We start from the raw sequence: 18,072 nt of genomic DNA, 5'->3' as shown, positions 1-18,072 counted from the left end.
ATAATAAAAATAAAATAGGGTAATAAATTATTATTAATAATTTATTGGAAAAATTAGAAAAATGATAATAAAAAAACACCTTTTAAGGTGTTGATCAATTTAGATATGAAATGGTGGCTCCGGCAGGGATCGAACCAGCGACACACGGAGCTTCAGTCCGTTGCTCTACCAACTGAGCTACAGAGCCAAATGGCGGTCCAGACGGGAATTGAACCCGCGATCTTCTCCGTGACAGGGAGACGTATTAAACCACTTTACCACTGGACCATAATGGTTGCGGAGACTGGACTTGAACCAATGACCTTCGGGTTATGAGCCCGACGAGCTGCCAAACTGCTCCACTCCGCGACGTATATATTTTGTTTTGTTTTTTTTGATGCTCTAGATACTTAGAGCAAATGGCGGGTGATGAGGGATTTGAACCCCCGCGGGCCGTGAAGCCCCTGATAGTTTTCAAGACTATTCCCTTCAGCCAGGCTTGGGTAATCACCCATGGTGGACCTAACAGGATTCGAACCTGTAGCCAACCGGTTATGAGCCGGTTGCTCTAACCGTTGAGCTATAGGTCCTTAACAGCTAGATTTGCCATATGGTAGCGTCGAAGAGAGTCGAACTCTTGACCTTCCGGGTATGAACCGGACGCTCTAACCAACTGAGCTACAACGCCAAATGGTGGAGAGTATGGGATTCGAACCCACCGCCTCCTGCGTGCAAGGCAGGCGCTCTAGCCAAATGAGCTAACCCCCCACAATGGTGAAGAAGACAGGATTTGAACCTGCGACCACTTGGTCCCAAACCAAGCGCTCTACCAAGCTGAGCTACTTCTCCACATTGTAAATGCTATAAATAAATAAGCATAATGTATTATATAATATAAAAATTTTTTTGGGTTAAAATATTCATCAAAATATCAAAAATATTTTAAAAAAATATATTTTTGATATTTTTTCCTTATTTGTCTATAAATAAGGAAAATACAACAAATTTTTTTATTTATTAATTAACTTAATTAAGATTTTAGAAACAAATTTAAGCTTATTTTTACATAATTTAAATTTTAAAAATAGCCTTAAATTTGTGTCTATTTTGCTTTAAGCTTTGACTTTTTGTTTTCAGCTTTTAGAGGGTCTTGAAAATAAAAAAAATACTCACAAGAGCAACTCTTGGAGTAATGCTCTTTGAAAACTGAATAGTAGGAATCACTTTGATTGATGATTCATTAAAATATCTTAAATACACAATTACTTTTAAACCTATCAATTTATTAGTACTAGTCAGCTGAATACATTACTGTACTTACACTTCTAGCCTATCAACCTCGTAGTCTACAAGGAATTTCAAGGGAATACTCATCTCTGAGGAGGTTTCCCACTTAGATGCTTTCAGCGGTTATCCTTTCCATACTTAGCTACCCTGCTATGCTGCTGGCGCAACAACAGGAACACCAGTGGTATGTCCGTTCCGGTCCTCTCGTACTAAGAACGGCTCTCATCAATATTCCAACGCCCACATCAGATAGAGACCAAACTGTCTCACGACGTTCTGAACCCAGCTCGCGTACCGCTTTAATGGGCGAACAGCCCAACCCTTGGAACCGACTCCAGCTCCAGGATGCGATGAGCCGACATCGAGGTGCCAAACCTTGCCGTCGATGTGATCTCTTGGGCAAGATAAGCCTGTTATCCCCAGGGTAACTTTTATCCGTTGAGCGACTGCTATTCCACAATAAACAGCCGGATCACTAAGTCCTGCTTTCGCACCTGCTCGACTTGTAAGTCTCACAGTCAAACACACTTTTACCTTTGCGCTCTACATATGGTTTCTGACCATACTGAGTGTATCTTTGAACGCCTCCGTTACTCTTTAGGAGGCGACCGCCCCAGTCAAACTACCCACCACGCACTGTCCCCCTACCGGTTTATGATAGCAGGTTAGAAACTCAACATACCAAGGGTGGTATTTCAAGGTTGACTCCACCAGGACTAGCGTCCTCGCTTCAAAGTCTCCCACCTATCCTACACATGTTAGGCCAAGTTCCAATACGAAGTTGTAGTAAAGCTCCATGGGGTCTTTTCGTCTTGATGCGGGAACCCAGCGTTTTCACTGGGACCATAATTTCACCGAGTCTAGTGTTGAGACAGTTGAGAGATCATTGCGCCTTTCGTGCAGGTCAGTATTTAGCCGACAAGGAATTTCGCTACCTTAGGACCGTTATAGTTACGGCCGCCGTTCACCCGGGCTTCACTTCAATGCTTCACATAAGCTAACAAATCCGTTTAACCTTCGGGCACTGGGCAGGCTTCACCCCCTATACATCACCTTGCGGTTTAGCAGAGAGCTGTGTTTTTGATAAACAGTTGCCCCTCACAATTTACTGTGGCCTATATTTTACTATAGGCACCCCTTTTCGCGAACTTACGGGGTCATTTTGCAGAGTTCCTTAACACTAGTTTTCTCGCTCGCCTTAGAATACTCATCTTGGGGACGTGTGTCCGTTCTCGGTACAGGTTTCTATAAGATCATACGGCTAGAAGCTTTTCTTGGAAGCGTGAACTCATTCAATTCGTTGCCTATGCGTCATACCTCCCGGTTATACAATGCGGATTTGCCTACATTGACCAGTAAATATTTGCCCCCAAATCCAATAATGGGTAGAACTATCCTTCTCCGTCACTCCATCACACTTATAGAAAGTACAGGAATATTAACCTGTTGTCCATCGATTACGCTTTTCAGCCTCACCTTAGGCCCTGACTAACCCTGGGTGGACGAACCTTGCCCAGGAAACCTTCCCCAATAGGCGTCGTAGATTCTCACTACGAATCGTTACTCATACCGGCATTCTCACTTCTTATCGCTCCACTAGTCCTCACGGTCTAACTTCACCGCAATAAGAACGCTCCTCTAACGTACATAAAGTACCCGTGGCTTCGGTATCGTGTTTTAGCCCCGTTACATTGTGGGCGCAAAACCTCTTGACTAGTGAGCTATTACGCACTCTTTAAAGGGTGGCTGCTTCTAAGCCAACCTCCTAGTTGTTTGTGAAGTTTCACAACCTTTTCCACTTAACACGATTTTGGGACCTTAGCCGACGATCTGGGTTGTTGCCCTCGCGAGCCGGGACGTTAGCACCCCGGTTCCGACTGCATGACAGTACACACTGGTATTCGGAGTTTGATTATAGTCAGTACCGCTAGGCGCGGCCATTCCATATTCAGTGCTCTACCACCAATGCTTAACATCACACGCTAGCCCTAAAGCTATTTCGAGGAGAAACAGCTATCTCCAAGTTCGATTGGAATTTCTCCGCTATTCACAAGTCATCCAGGCACTTTTCAGCGTACTGTGGTTCGACCCTCCACTAAGGATTAACCTAGCTTCAGTCTGCTCATGAATAGATCACATGGTTTCGGTTCTATATCAACATACTAATTCGCCCTATTAAGACTCGATTTCTCTACGGCTCCGCTTTTTTCTGCTTAACCTCGCATGTTAACATAACTCGCCGGTCCATACTGCAAGATGTACGCCATCACCCATTAACGGGCTCTGACTAATTGTAAGTAAGTGGTTTCAGAATCTATTTCACTCCCCTCTCGGGGTTCTTTTCACCTTTCCCTCACGGTACTAGTTCACTATCGGTGTCTGGTTAGTATTTAGCCTTACCAGGTGGTCCTGGCAGATTCAGACAGGGTTTCACGTGCCCCGCCCTACTCAGGATACAGTCAAGAGATTTAAGGATTTCGCTTACGGGGGTATCACCCTCTTCGCCGCTTCTTCCCAAAAGCTTCTGCTATCATTAAATTTTGTAACTCTATATAGACTGTCCTACAACCCCAATAAAATTGGTTTGGGCTGTTTCACTTTCGCTCGCCGCTACTGATGAAATCATTATTTATTTTCTCTTCCTCATGCTACTAAGATGTTTCAGTTCACATGGTGTCTCGCTAAATGATCTATTGATTCAATCATTTGCAACTAGGCATTACCCTAGTTAGGTTTCCCCATTCGGAAATCCCCGTTTCAAAGCATATATCCGGCTCCACGAGGCTTATCGCAGGTAATCACGTCCTTCATCGACTTCCAGACCCAAGGCATCCACCACAAACTCTTACTTATTTAAAAGTACAATATAAAACCTATTGTTGATGTGTATTTAAGACATTTCAATGAATCATTATTATTATTAAACAATAATGATTACTCGATGATCAAAACAAATTGACAATTATTTTGTTAATTTTATTTTTGATGTCGTTGTAATATCAAATTTACTACTATTCAGTTTTCAAAGAACAATTGAGAGAAATGTTCTCTCAAAACTAGATATTAGCCAAGATCCAGAAGCAATACATAACAAAATAAATATAAAAATAAATTGTGAGAAAAAGGATCTTTGTAAAAAAACAAAAAATTGTACTCCGTAGAAAGGAGGTGATCCATCCCCACGTTCTCGTAGGGATACCTTGTTACGACTTCACCCCAGTCACCAGTCCTGCCTTAGGCAGTTTGAAAAAACCGACTTCGGGCATTACCAGCTCCCATGGTGTGACGGGCGGTGTGTACAAGACCCGAGAACGTATTCACCGTAGCGTAGCTGATCTACGATTACTAGCGATTCCGACTTCATGAAGTCGAGTTGCAGACTTCAATCCGAACTGAGAGCGACTTTTTGAGGTTTGCTCCATGTCACCATATTGCATCTCTTTGTATCGCCCATTGTAGCACGTGTGTTGCCCCACTCGTAAGAGGCATGATGATTTGACGTCGTCCCCACCTTCCTCCCAATTACTTGGGCAGTCTCCTTAGAGTCCTCAACTAAATGTAGTAACTAAGGATAAGGGTTGCGCTCGTTGCAGGACTTAACCAAACATCTCACGACACGAGCTGACGACAACCATGCACCATCTGTCATTCTGTTAACCTCCACTATATCTCTATAGCTTTGCAGAAGATGTCAAGAGTGGGTAAGGTTCTACGCGTAGCTTCAAATTAAACCACATGCTCCACCGCTTGTGCGGGTCCCCGTCAATTCCTTTAAGTTTTACTCTTGCGAGCATACTACTCAGGCGGATCATTTAATGCGTTAGCTGCGCCAATGAGCTCCCCATTAGCTAATGATCATCGTTTACGGCATGGACTACCAGGGTATCTAATCCTGTTTGCTCCCCATGCTTTCGTCTCTCAGTGTCAGTATATGTCCAGTTAGCTGCCTTCGCCATTTTGGTGTTCTTCCTTATATCTACGCATTTCACCGCTTCACAAGGAATTCCGCTAACCTCTACATAACTCTAGTCTACCAGTATCTAACGCGGGTTGGGGTTGAGCCCCAAAATTTAACGTCAGACTTAATAAACAACCTACAGACGCTTTACGCCCAATAATTTCGGATAACGCTTGCAACCTATGTATTACCGCGGCTGCTGGCACATAGTTAGCCGTTGCTTTCTAATAAGGTACCGTCAAGGCAACATCATTTCCTATGCTACTTTTTCTTCCCTTACCACAGCCCTTTACAACCCGAAGGCCTTCATCAGGCACGCTGTGTCGCTCCATCAGACTTTCGTCCATTGTGGAAAATTCCCTACTGCTGCCTCCCGTAGGAGTCTGGGCCGTATCTCAGTCCCAGTGTGGCGGTTCAGTCTCTCAACCCCGCTAAACATCATCGCCTTGGTAGGCCATTACCCTACCAACTAGCTAATGTTGCGCACCCCGATCTTTTAGCGAAGCCGTAAAGCTCCTTTTATGTAATCTTCATGCGAAAATCACAAGTATTTGAAATTAGCGTTGGTTTCCGACCGTTATGTCAAACTAAAAGGTACGTTAAGTACGTGTTACTCACCCATTTGCCGCTAAGTTATTGCTAACTCCGCTCGACATGCATGTATTAGGCACACAGCCAGCGTTCATCCTGAGCCAGGATCAAACTCTCGAAAAAATTGACTGTCATGTATAATAATATCTAGTTTTCAAAGAACATTTTGTTAAGTTGCTAAAAAAAGTGTTAGCAAAATAACTTAACTATTATAATACAGAAAAAATAAAAAAGCATAAATTTTTTAATTTTTTGTATTTGTTATTTTTTCGAACACATTAATTTAATAACAAGCCTTTAAAAATAACTTAATGATTATAATACAAGATTTTTAAAATGTAAGAAAATTATTTGAAATATTTATTAATTTTGTTTAATTTTTTTATTTTTTTCAAAAGCTATCTAAAATCGAGCTGTTTTTAGCAAAAATACATTAATTATTAATATAAAAAAGGAATAAATAATAAAAAAATCGCTTCTACATTGTAAAAGCAATTTAAATAAGAAATTAATAATTATTCTGGCAAAATGTTGATTGGAAAAATTTTATTCTTCTTTTTATCAGTGTTTAATTGCAAAACAACTCCGTTTAATTGAACCTTGTTGTCAGAAACTTTGAATTTAACTGAATCACCATAACGCATTTTTCTATACACTTCTTCAAAGTTGGCACCAATAGCAGCATTAAAAGGTCCGCACATTCCAGCATCAGTGATATAACATGTGCCTTTTGGTAAAACGTGAGCATCATTAGTTTGCACGTGTGTATGTGTTCCTAATAGAGCATCAACTTTTCCGTCAATATATAAACCGAAAACATTTTTTTCGCTTGTGGTTTCACCATGGAAGTCAATAATATGAAAATCTGTTGGTTCGCCATATCTTAAAAGCTCATCGAAAACATCGAAAAAGTTATTAGCATATTCTTCACCTCAAGGTGCTAGTAATTGATTAAAAGTTATCCCCATTAAAGAAGTAACTCTAACTGTAATGTTGTTTTCCAAAACAAAAACTTGAGTTCCGTGTCCTGCGTATGATGATTGAATATTTAAAGGTCTTATAACATCGTCATTATTAATAATAGATAAGATATCCTTTTTAGCTCAAACGTGATTTCCTAATGTAAAAGCACTTATTCCTATTTCTTTCATTTTTAAATAGTCTTCTTGTGTAAGACCTTTACGCGATGAAACATTCTCGCTTTGAGCAATTACAAAATCTATTTCGTATTTATTAATTAAATTTTTTAAATGTTTTTCTAAACACTTGATTCCTGGTTCTCCAAAAACATCACCTATAAACAAAACATTAATTTTCTTATTTTGTCTATTCATAAAATTTTCTTTCTACTTTATTTTTCTTCTTGATTACTTAAAATTTCATCTTCTATTTTTTGCATAAAATCAGAATTATTTATCAAGAAATCTTTAAATTGTTTTTTCCCTTGAGCTATATTTTTACCTTGATATGAATATCAAGCACCTTTTTTCTCAAAGACGTTTAGTTCTACACCCAAATCAATTAATTCAGATAATTTATCGATTCCTTGTGAAAAGACTATTTCCGTAACAGCAGTTTTATAAGGTACTGAAAGTTTGTTTTTTACAACTTTTAATTTAACTTCATTTCCAGTAATATCTTTACCATCTGTTATGGTGTTAGATTTTCTAACTTCAATTCTAATAGATGAATAAAATTTGAGTGCTCTTCCACCTGTAGTGGTTTCAGGATTACCAAACATTACTCCTATTTTTTCACGAATTTGATTTACAAATAAAATTGTGGTTTTATTTTTGCTTAAATGTCCAGTGATTTTTCTTAATCCTTTAGACATTAATCTAGCTTGCATTCCTATTTGTTGATCTTTCATTTCTCCATTTAGTTCAGCCTCTGGTACTAAAGCAGCAACAGAATCTACAACAATTAAATCAACAAAAGAAGATTTAGCAAGAATATCAACAATTTCTAAAGCTTGCTCTCCTGAATCGGGTTGAGATAGAATTAATTTTTCTAAATCAACCCCTAGATTTTTTGCATACATTGGGTCAAATGAATGTTCAGCATCAATATAGGCTGCTAAACCATTTTGTTTTTGAATTTCTGCAATTGCGTGCAAACAAAGTGTGGTTTTACCACTGCTTTCAGGTCCATAAATTTCAACGATTCTACCTTTAGGATAGCCTCCTATTCCTAAAGCTTTATCTAATAAATATGAGCCAGTTTTAAAAACTTCAATTTTTTGTAATGGTTCTTCATTATTTAAAAGCATAATTGAACCTTCACCAAATTCTTTTTCAATTGTTTTTACTAAAGAAAGAATTTCTTTTTTATTTTCTGATTTTACAATTGTGTCATTAATCATTTTTCCTCCACATTTCTTAATGTGTGAAGTTTAATCAAATTGATTAAAAATAAAAAATATTAACAAAAAAGCACCTTTTTTGTTAATTTTACAAACAAATTATTTTCTCAATTGAAGTTCATTTAAACATTTGTTATAGGTTTTGAAATCATTTTCTTTTAAGTGTTGTAATAGAACTCTACGTTTTGTAATTTTTGCTAAGAAACCACGACGTGAATGGTTATCGTGTTTGTTCTTTTCAAAGTGTTTTTTCAAATCTTCAATTTCAGCAGTTAAAATAGCTATTTGAACAAAAGAATTACCTGTATCTTTTGAATTTTTACCATACTTTTTAATAATTTCAGCTTTTTGTCTTTTATCGATCATAAAATCTCCTTAACGATTTATGTTTATACCTAGTAATAAACGTATTTACTACCAAGTTATAAATTAAGCATTATTAAATGCATTACTTATTTTACCATAAAGCGAATGATTATTTTTGTTGCATTAAAGCAATTTCTTCTGGACTTAACTTTTTAATGCTGCCTATTTTTAAATTTGGATCTAAAGCCAATTTACCAAATTCAATTCTTTTTAAAAATAGAACATTGTAACCCAAGACACCAAACATTTTTTTAACTTGGTGAAATTTTCCTTCGTAAATGGTTAAATAGCAATTTTTGTCATCAATTTGCTCAAATTTGTATTTTTCAACAACAAATTCTTCATTGATTTTAATAGGTAAATGTTGAAACAATATTTGCGAATCTAATTTTTTGTCTACTTTAACTAAATACTTTTTGGGAACGTGATTTTTAGGACTTAATAAATTGTGGCACATTTGTCCATCATTACTAATTATTAATAAACCTTCGGTATCTTTGTCTAATCTTCCAAAAGCAAAAAATTTGTCCCTTTTTAAACCTAAAATATCAAAAATGGTAGCATTATATCAATCGTTGTTAGCAGTAATAAAACCAACAGGTTTATTAAACATATAGTATTGAAATTCTTCATATTTAATAACACAATTGTCTAATTCAACTACATCTTTATTAGGGTTTATTTTGATTAAGCGATTGATGATTTGTCCATTAACTTTGATAGCTTTTTGTTTAAGTTTGCTTTTGATTGCGTTTCTACTTAATGTTGTATTTTCAGCAATATATTTTTCAATTCTAATTTGTTTCATATACTCTCTTTAAAATTAAAGGTGCAGTAATTATTCAAAATAATGTTTTTTAACTTCAAATACATCATTTTTGGATATTTCTTTATTTTCGTTGTTGGCAAAAAATCTAATTTCTTTTTCTATCAATAAATATGCTTGTTGTAAATCGTTTTTGCCTTTATAGTTAAAATCTAAAAATTTAACTCTATATTTTTGGCCATCATTTAATAAAACAACTTTGTATTCGTAATCTTTAATAATTAATGAACTAGCATAAATTCCTTCTGGAACCTTCAAAACTAAATCATCAATGTCCAAAGTTAGATCTTTATGTAAAATGGCACTAATTTGGTATGGTTCAATCAAAAGTTTATTGTTAAAATCGATATTGCCTAGTTCTAAATTTTCTTTTAAATAGGAAGTTGATATCTTAATTTTGTTTTCTAATTTCATTAATTCAAATGAAAAAACACGATCAGGATAAGTGTTTGATAAAAGTTCAACATTTCCTTTTTTATCTTTGCCAAAGCAAAAATCTTTACCAGTTATAATTTGAAAGTCTTCTTGATTTTCGAAAAGTTTATTTAAAAAATCATTTGCATCAAGATTTTTAATCTCTTCATAAACTAGTTCAATAGCATACTTAAAATTTAAGTTAGCAAAGGTTTGAATTCTACTTTTTAAATCCATAAAGATTTTTTGATTTTTATTTTTAGGTAATTTGTCTACGTCTTTAAAATAAACTAAAACAATATCTTGGTCTTCTTGTTTGATTTTTAAAGCTTGTTCAAGTAAAAAATAATGTCCTATGTGAAAGGACTCAAAAGCACCTAAAATAAAAATTGGTTGATTAAACTGGATTGCATTATTAATTGAAAAGATGGTTAAATCACTCATATTTTTATGATATCAAATTAGATTAAGTTCAACTCTATTAATTTAATATAAGCTCCATCATATTCACAATCTAAAGCAACATCTTTTGCTACTCTTTTTAATTCATCTGATGAATGATCCATAGCAACACCATAAAAAGCGTCTCTTAACATTTCGAAATCATTTGAAGAATCGCCAAAAGCAATTAAGTTTTCTTGGGTGTATCCTAAAATGTTACATAATCTATTTAAAGTTGCGGATTTAGTTATTCCTTTCGGAGAAATAAAAAGTCCATTTGATCATAATGAATTAACTTCTAAGTCCATATTGTATTGGTCAATTAATTGGGTTGCTTTTTCAGAACATCAAGTAGTGTTTTGATAACCATGAGCTACTAAAGTAATAATGTGTAAGTGATCTTTTTCTACTTTGTTGTAATCAACATGGATCATTTTTTGATGATGGGGTCTTAAAAATCAAGTATCAATGTTGGTGCCTGGTGAATAAAAACCAAATTTAGTGTCCATAATGGTAAAACCAGTACATACTTGTTTTTGAGAAATAAAGTATTCATAAATTCTTTTGAAATCTTCAAATTTAATAATTTTTTCAAAAATTATTTTTTTATTTTGTACATCATAAATGAATGTTCCATTAGCACCTATAAAATAATCTAATGTAGGAACTTCTTCTAGTAATTTACCAATGGTTACAAATTCTCTTGCTGATGCAATTGCAGTTGTGATCCCATTTTCTTTTAGCTTTTTAAACATTGAAATAATTTGTGGACTAAAACTTGTTTTTCCGTTTGGCAAAATTGTTCCATCAATATCAAAAGCAGCGATTTTGATTTGTTTTTTTAAAAGTTCCTTAATATTCATAACTTTAGTTCTCCTTTAAAATCCTATTTCCAAAAAGATTTTTGCTTTTTAAAGTTTTATTATTAACTTCAACAATTCCATAAATAGAATCATCATTTGCATTGTCAATTCTTCTTGCAAAATATATTCCATTATCTAAATCTTTTTGAAGTGTATGTCCCATTAGTAGCTTTTGCTGTTCTTCTTTTGTGCTATCAAAATACCTACTTGGCAAAATTTGTTGGTATTTAATTTTAGCAAAGTTTTTATTTATTAATAAATCTTTATTTAAATTGCTTATCGAAATTCTTTCCAAATCTTTCATATATGCAAATGTATTAAAAGCAAGTGCTAAATCATTAACTAAAGAACGAATATAAGTTCCGTTTGAAACTGAAAGTTCAACTTTTAAGATTTGATTTTCGAAATCAAATTCTAAAACTTGTGATTTATAAACCGTGATATTTTGTGGTTTTAAAACTACATCTTTATTTTTTCTCGCTAAATCATAAGCTCTAATCCCATTGACTTTTTTAGCAGAAAAAATAGGGGGTATTTGAGATGTTTGTTCAAGTAATCATTGATTAATTTTGTTTAAATCTTCTTGTTTGATTTTAATTTGCGAACTATTTATAATTTCGCCCTCAGCATCGTATGTAGAAGTTTGAACACCAAAATGAATAGTTGTAACATAAGTTTTATCTTTAACTTCAATGAAAGGAATTAATTTAGTATCTTCGTCTGTAGCCACTAACAATAGACCACTTGCTAATGGATCAAGTGTTCCAGTGTGACCGATTTTTTTTATTTTATTTTTATGAGCAAATTTTCTAATTGCTTGAAATGACGAGATATTTTTTTCTTTATATATTAGATAAAACATATGACCTTTCATTGCTTCAATGGTTTTAAAAAATGTACTTTTTCAAGTACATTGTAAATGGCATCTAATGATAAATGGAGCAAATGAGGAGAATCGAACTCCCGTATTCAGCATGGCAAGCTGATGTTCTACCATTGAACTACATTTGCAATTTAACTTAAATATTTTACAACATATTAATTAAAAAATAGCAATATTTTTTCAATAATTTTTTAGTCATTTTTTTACTAAAAACATTTGTTTATAGTATTTTTGGTAAAAAAATATAATTAATAATTATATTAGTATAACTTTTAATATATTGCTATATTAATTTAAAATTAGATTATTGTTAGAACATAAACTTGATATTAGGAGAGCAATGAAAAAGTCATTATCAAAATTTTTATTTTTAGGTACAACATTAATAGCATTAACACCTTTGACAATTTCTGCTAAAAATTGTTTTGGTAATTCCTTGCCAAAAAAGATAGATCCCGGTCAAACTACTGACCCTATAAAACCAACGCCTCAACCTGAACCTAAACCAGAAGTCCCTACTCCTAAACCCGATCCTAAGCCTGAACCAGAACAACCTTCAAATCCCCAAGTTGTTGATAAAAAGACTATATATTTCACTGAGTTAAAAAGTTTAAAACAATTATTAGAGAGTCAAAAGTTTTATGACTTTTCACCAATGACTTCTTTTACAATTTTCTGACCAAAAGTACAACCTTTACTCCAAAGAATTGATGAGTTGTTAAAAGAACAATTTAGCGATGCTGCTTATGAGAAATTCTTAAAAGTAAAACAAGACAATGAAGCATTTCAAAAAGAACTTGATGCTAGTGAAGAGCAACATAATCCACCAAATGTAACTTTTGACCATCAATGAACAAAACAAGAATTAAAAAATCATCTTGTAAGTTTATTAACTGAATTAAAAGATGCTCCAAAAGGCTACGTTGCTAAAAGATATGATACCAAAGCAAACGGAATCACGAATGACTTGTATTACGAAGTAATTTCTGAAATACTTCAAAATGATTTAGAAACTTATTCATATCTTTCATTAGTTAGTGAAGGCTCTGTTGTATTTAAAACTAAAAATAATTTCATTTCTTCAATTTCTTTAAATAGAAACAAACTTTCAGAAGAAGGTGTTAAAAAACAAAAAGAATATATTGAGGCTGCCAAAAAACTTTTAAAACCAGAAGCAAGCACAATTGAAAAAGTTTATGTTCTTTCTAAATTTGTTTCTGAAAACATTAACTATGTTAATTACAACTCATCATTAAACGAAGCTTATACTTTAAATAAAGGTGTATGTAAAGAATACGTTGACCAAATGTCATTATTGCTTTCATTATTTAAAGTCAAGTTTAGAGTTTTAACTGGTGATGGTCATACCTTTTTATCTGTTTATAACAAAGAAACTAATTCTTGATTCTATTGTGATCCTACTTGAGCAGATGATAGTGGGGAGGATAAAATCAAAGTAATTGGCCAAGATGGTTCAAACAAAACTGATAAGGCTACAATTATCGAGGTGTTTAAAGAAAAGCCAAGTACAACAACTAATGAAACTCTATTTTTACTAACAACACCTGTAAGTGAGAAAATTACTACTATTTTTAATAAGCAAGAAAAAGAAAAAACCTTTATTCCTAAAATAGAAGAACTACTTAAAAAAGAAACCTCAGCATTGAATTTTGTAAATGGTAAAATCTACTACATTGAAAAAGAAAATGCAACTTACAATTTAAATGCTTTAGATGCAAAAACTTTAGAAGTTTCTAAAGTATTAGATTTAGGTGCTAACAGCAAAAATCTTTTATGTAATATTAATAACACTTTATATTTCGTGTTTGAAAATACAAAAATTTATAAATTAGATCTTTCTAAAACTGAAAAAGAATTAGTTAAAGATTTTGGTTCTGAAATTACAAGTTTAAGTTTAAGAAGAATTGGAACTCCTGCTTTGATTGTAAATGGTTCTGAAAATCAAGCTACTCAAATTTAATTATCAAACAATGGCTAATGTCATTGTTTTTTATTTTTGCAAAGTTAAGCAATTATGCTTAATTGGTGGATTTTGCTTGAGTGTAATTTTAATATAATTATTAGATATAGAAAGATAGAGGAAAAATATGAAAAAGAATAGGAAATCCCTTTTAATATTTCCAGCAATTTTAATTTCTTCAGCTTCTTTAGCTTTAGCAATTAGCTGTAAAGGGACTGATTTTGAAAAAGATATAACAATTAGCTGACAAAAACCAAAAGAAAGTATTTTAGCTTCACAAGTTCAAAACTATGTTAGTTTAGGTTCAAAAACTAAAATTGTTTATACACTTCAAAAAGTTGAATTTGATGATTTAGAAGGTAAGGCAACTTTAACCATTTTACCAGGTAAAAATAAGGTATTTACAATGTCATTTACTGGTTTTAAAAAGAACATCAATGCTTTTGCAAATCATTTAAAAAATGTCGATCTTTTAGAAAAAGAAAAACATTTAGTTGATGATTTTATAACTTTAAGTCAAGACAATTTGGTCAACTACATTAAAGCAGATAAAATCAAAAATGAAGATTTTAAAAGTTTTTTAAAAAAGCACAATGTTAATTTAAGCGCTAGTTTAAAAGCAATTGATCAAGATGCTGGTGTTGCTGAATTAACTTTAAAATTACAATTAGATTCACAAGAAATAACTAAGCAATATACAATTAAAGATTTTAAAACTATTTTAAATTCTGAAGAAATTGACCATATTGAAACACTAGGTCAACTTTCATTAAAAGACGCTGACAAAACTTATGCTCATGAATATGAAAACACAAAAGAAAATTTAATTAAAAATCTTGTTAATTTTAAATTTAGTGTGGAACATTTTTTAACTTTAAAAGATATAGAAATTTCATCAATTTCTTTAATTAACATTGATAAAAATGAAGGAAAAGGAACTTTAGACGTTGTATTTAGATTTGAAAATACTAATCATACTATGAATAGAAAATACAATGTAACCTTTAAAAAATACAACCTTTCAATGGATAATGTTATCAATGAATTGGGCGAATTAACTTTAAGAGATACAAACAACTTTACCACAGAAGGTTATAAAAAGAGCTTTAAGAATTCTAATTTAATCTTTGCGGGATTAAAAGGTAAAGAAATCCAAAAATTCATTGAAGAAAAAATAGATTTAGAAATCGAACCAGAATTTGAAGTTCTAGATAAGCAAAATGGAAAAGTTAAATTAACTATAACTTTTAGAAATAAAGTTACTAAAGAAACCAAAGCAAAATCTTGAGAATTTGAAGGATTTAAAAAAGATAAATCTTCTTCTGAAGTTTTAGATAAAATAACCAAACTAGATTTAGAAGAAAAAAGTAAATTCTCTGTTGATGGTTTTAAACATAAATTCGGTAATAATTTATTTGATAAATTAACTTCTGAAAGCAAGTTTGATGAAGATAATATCGACATAAAACAATATTTATTAAGATATGGTGTTGATGTAAAAATTGACTTACAAAAACATGAAGCTACTAAAGCAAAACTTGTAGTAGAAATTACAAAAGATTTACAAGTTAAAAAACTAGAATTAGAACTAGATGGTTTTAAAGAAGAAAAAACTTTACAACAAGTGGTTGACGCAATTGGCAATAATTTAGGTTTTGAAGATGCTAGCACAAAGACTTATGAAGAATACATTTATGAATATTCAAAAGTTATAGCAGAAAAAATAACTTATGACACTAACAAAAAACTAAAAGAAGAAACTGATTCTTATGGAATTGACTTTGAAATTCTTGTGGAAAGAATTAAGGGTAAATCTAGAGATATTAAATTGTATTTCACTTACAAAAAGAATGACGAAACAATCAAAAAAGAATATTTATTAACTAATGTTTTCAAAGAAAATGCAATGTTAGAACTTTTTGACACTGTTTTAGAAGACGTTTATCTTGAAGATTGTGATAAATACAATTACTATGAATTTATTAAAAATCCTATTTTAAAAAATAAAATAAGAACTAAAACTAAAACTTATGAAGAAGTTATTGGTGCTATTAAGGGTAAAGAATGTGATATTTATAAAATTCAAATTTTAAGTTTTGATATCAAAACTGGTAGTTATTTTATTGTTCTTACCTTAAAAGATAAAGAAGGTAAAGTTTTCTCGAAGGGTTTACAATCAGCAGTAAACTTTAAAACTATGGACTTTTCTACCTTATTAGATAATGCGCCTAAACCTGACTTAATTGATAAAAGTGATTCTAAAGTTAGTGAATATATAACACAAGTTGAAGCATATAACGAACACCTTGACAAAGAGGATCCAACTGATCTTTTCCCAAATCGAGATTTTACAGTATTTTTACTCGAACATGAAATTGAAATTAAAAAATTAGCTTTAACTGTTAAAGATGAAAAAGAAGGAATTGGTACATTAGCTATTACTTATGCTTGTGATCTTTTCCCTAATCAAACTATTACAAAAACTTATGATATAGCCGGATTTAAAATGAATTTATCTTTTGATGAAGCTATTGCAAGAATTAAAGATCTAGATTTAAAAGAAAAAGAAAATCACACCATTGATTCATATAATGAAGAATATGAATATTCTTTAATAAGTATGGTTCAAGGTGACATTACAAATGTTGAAATTAAAGATTTTTTAAGTGCTAACCAAATTATCATCACTAAAATTGAATTAAAAGAAAAAGAAAACGATTCAACCACAGGAATATTAAGTATTTCATTAGCAAAAGAATTTGACCAAAAAGATTTAACTTTTGAAATTAAAGGTTTTAAAGAAAATCGTTTGAAAAAAGTGTTGCCACAAATTGGTAATTTCACTTTAGTAGATGGATACAATAATGAAGATAAATATGAATTTCTTTCAAAATATAAAGATCAATTATTGAGTCAAGTGGTTTCTGATAAATTTACAACTAAAGAGCAATTTGAAAACAAACTAAAAGAATTACAAGTTAGAATTACTAATGTGTCTTTAGAATCACATCATAAAGTAAATGAAGGATATGCGAAATTAGTAATTGACATAGAAGATGAAAAAGATCCTAATATAAAAACAAAAATCACTAATGATGTCAAATTTAAACAAATCACTATTGATGACATTCTATCAAAATTAGGAACTTTAGATGCTAAAGATAAAGATCAATATTCAAATGTGTTTCATGAAGATTTTCAAAAACTTAGTGTTGAAGAAAAAGTTAAAAAATTAAAAGCAACTAAAGATTCTATTGATGTTAATATCTTGGAAGTATTAGAAAAATACAAGTCTACTTGCAACATTGACACAATTATTTTTGACCAAAATAATTCATTAGAAGGAAAATTAACCTTAACTCTAACTTTAAGAACTGAATGAAATGAAGAAAAATCAGCTTCTTGAGAAATAACTGGTTTCAAACAAAATCCACTGTTTAAGATTTTTAAAGACAAAGAAATTCAACTTGAAGGTGCTTCAAAAGATTTAACAGTTAGTCAATATAAATCTAAATATACTGATTTAAAAACACAAATCAAAACCAAAGATATGACTAACCAACAGCTTTTAGAACACATTAAAACTAATGGCGGAGAAATCGAAAGTATAGAATTAAAATACTTTGAAGACACAATTGCTTTAATTATTAAAATTAAAGAAACTGCTTCACCAACTAATATTATTGATGTACCAGCAGAAATCAAAGACTTAAAATTGTCATCTACAAAATTAGAATTAGTTGGCAAACAAGAAGTAACCATTCCTTCAAATTGAAAATTTGATCCGGAGTTTGAAAAAAATATAAATCCTCTAGAAATTGAAACAGTAGAACAAAACTGATTCAATGAAGAAGTTAAAGAAATAAAATATGATTATTATTCTAATCACTTTGTAAATGTTGAAAACGATCATAAATTGCTAAAATTCAAAGAACCATGAGCAGAAAGATTTACAGCAGTAAATCCTGATCAACCTACAAATGGTGATACTAAATCAAACCCAAAATTAAAAATTGTTAAATCAAATGGAAAAATTGAAATCTTCTTTAGATTTTGTGAATTTAGAAATAAAAAACTATCAAGTAATGTTTATAAAATAGTTATTGAATGTTAAAAAGAAA

General features: G+C 31.9%; 9 protein-coding genes, 9 tRNA genes and 2 rRNA genes. 2 read left to right on the top strand and 18 right to left on the bottom strand.

Annotated features, from left to right (window positions below; all coding sequences use genetic code 4):
- Positions 1–111: 111 nt before the first annotated feature.
- The 18 genes from ACJA25_RS00940 to ACJA25_RS00855 all read right to left on the bottom strand — a co-directional run bounded on the left by ACJA25_RS00940 (position 112) and on the right by ACJA25_RS00855 (position 12,098).
- Positions 112–187, bottom strand: a tRNA-Phe gene (locus tag ACJA25_RS00940).
- 3 nt (positions 188–190) lie between these two features.
- Positions 191–267, bottom strand: a tRNA-Asp gene (locus ACJA25_RS00935).
- A 4-nt stretch (positions 268–271) separates the two neighbouring features.
- Positions 272–348, bottom strand: a tRNA-Met gene (locus ACJA25_RS00930).
- A 51-nt stretch (positions 349–399) separates the two neighbouring features.
- Positions 400–492, bottom strand: a tRNA-Ser gene (locus ACJA25_RS00925).
- Between the two features lies 1 nt (position 493).
- A tRNA-Ile gene (locus tag ACJA25_RS00920) sits at positions 494–569 on the bottom strand.
- Between the two features lie 21 nt (positions 570–590).
- Positions 591–667, bottom strand: a tRNA-Met gene (locus ACJA25_RS00915).
- Between the two features lie 3 nt (positions 668–670).
- A tRNA-Ala gene (locus ACJA25_RS00910) sits at positions 671–747 on the bottom strand.
- A gap of 4 nt (positions 748–751) precedes the next feature.
- Positions 752–828, bottom strand: a tRNA-Pro gene (locus tag ACJA25_RS00905).
- Between the two features lie 415 nt (positions 829–1,243).
- Positions 1,244–4,125 (bottom strand): 23S ribosomal RNA (locus ACJA25_RS00900).
- Positions 4,126–4,427: 302 nt separating this feature from the next.
- A 16S ribosomal RNA gene (locus tag ACJA25_RS00895) occupies positions 4,428–5,938 on the bottom strand.
- Together the 16S and 23S rRNA genes with 8 tRNA genes alongside form the textbook arrangement of a ribosomal RNA operon.
- A 392-nt stretch (positions 5,939–6,330) precedes the next feature.
- Complete coding sequence (locus ACJA25_RS00890; RefSeq protein ID WP_406615822.1) at positions 6,331–7,149, bottom strand: TIGR00282 family metallophosphoesterase; 819 nt, start codon at positions 7,147–7,149, stop codon at positions 6,331–6,333.
- Positions 7,150–7,166: 17 nt separating this feature from the next.
- Complete coding sequence (recA, locus tag ACJA25_RS00885) at positions 7,167–8,177, bottom strand: recombinase RecA (protein WP_406615820.1); 1,011 nt, start codon at positions 8,175–8,177, stop codon at positions 7,167–7,169.
- 99 nt (positions 8,178–8,276) lie between these two features.
- Positions 8,277–8,543, bottom strand: a complete 267-nt coding sequence (gene rpsO, locus ACJA25_RS00880) for a 30S ribosomal protein S15 (RefSeq protein ID WP_406615818.1) — start codon at positions 8,541–8,543, stop codon at positions 8,277–8,279.
- Between the two features lie 109 nt (positions 8,544–8,652).
- A complete protein-coding gene (locus tag ACJA25_RS00875) occupies positions 8,653–9,351 on the bottom strand; it encodes a pseudouridine synthase (RefSeq protein WP_406615816.1) in 699 nt (232 codons plus the stop codon).
- 30 nt (positions 9,352–9,381) lie between these two features.
- Positions 9,382–10,227 (bottom strand): FAD synthase, encoded by an 846-nt coding sequence (locus ACJA25_RS00870; protein ID WP_406615814.1) that lies wholly within the window; start codon positions 10,225–10,227, stop codon positions 9,382–9,384.
- A gap of 17 nt (positions 10,228–10,244) precedes the next feature.
- Complete coding sequence (locus ACJA25_RS00865) at positions 10,245–11,087, bottom strand: YcsE-related riboflavin metabolism phosphatase (RefSeq protein ID WP_406615812.1); 843 nt, start codon at positions 11,085–11,087, stop codon at positions 10,245–10,247.
- 4 nt (positions 11,088–11,091) lie between these two features.
- Positions 11,092–11,949, bottom strand: a complete 858-nt coding sequence (gene truB / locus ACJA25_RS00860) for a tRNA pseudouridine(55) synthase TruB (RefSeq protein ID WP_406615810.1) — start codon at positions 11,947–11,949, stop codon at positions 11,092–11,094.
- Between the two features lie 75 nt (positions 11,950–12,024).
- A tRNA-Gly gene (locus ACJA25_RS00855) sits at positions 12,025–12,098 on the bottom strand.
- 212 nt (positions 12,099–12,310) lie between these two features.
- On the opposite strand from ACJA25_RS00855, the gene ACJA25_RS00850 reads away from it, so the two are divergent.
- Together ACJA25_RS00850 and ACJA25_RS00845 are read left to right on the top strand one after the other, a co-directional pair.
- A complete protein-coding gene (locus ACJA25_RS00850) occupies positions 12,311–13,951 on the top strand; it encodes a hypothetical protein (protein ID WP_406615808.1) in 1,641 nt (546 codons plus the stop codon).
- Positions 13,952–14,078: 127 nt separating this feature from the next.
- Positions 14,079–18,065, top strand: coding sequence for a hypothetical protein (locus tag ACJA25_RS00845; protein WP_406615806.1), 3,987 nt, complete (start codon positions 14,079–14,081; stop codon positions 18,063–18,065).
- Positions 18,066–18,072: the final 7 nt, after the last annotated feature.

This window comes from Mycoplasmopsis hyopharyngis, from assembly GCF_045276885.1.
Classification (GTDB): Bacteria; Bacillota_I; Bacilli_A; order Mycoplasmatales; family Metamycoplasmataceae; genus Mycoplasmopsis; species Mycoplasmopsis hyopharyngis.
This window is presented reverse-complemented; position numbering and strand designations above follow the sequence as displayed.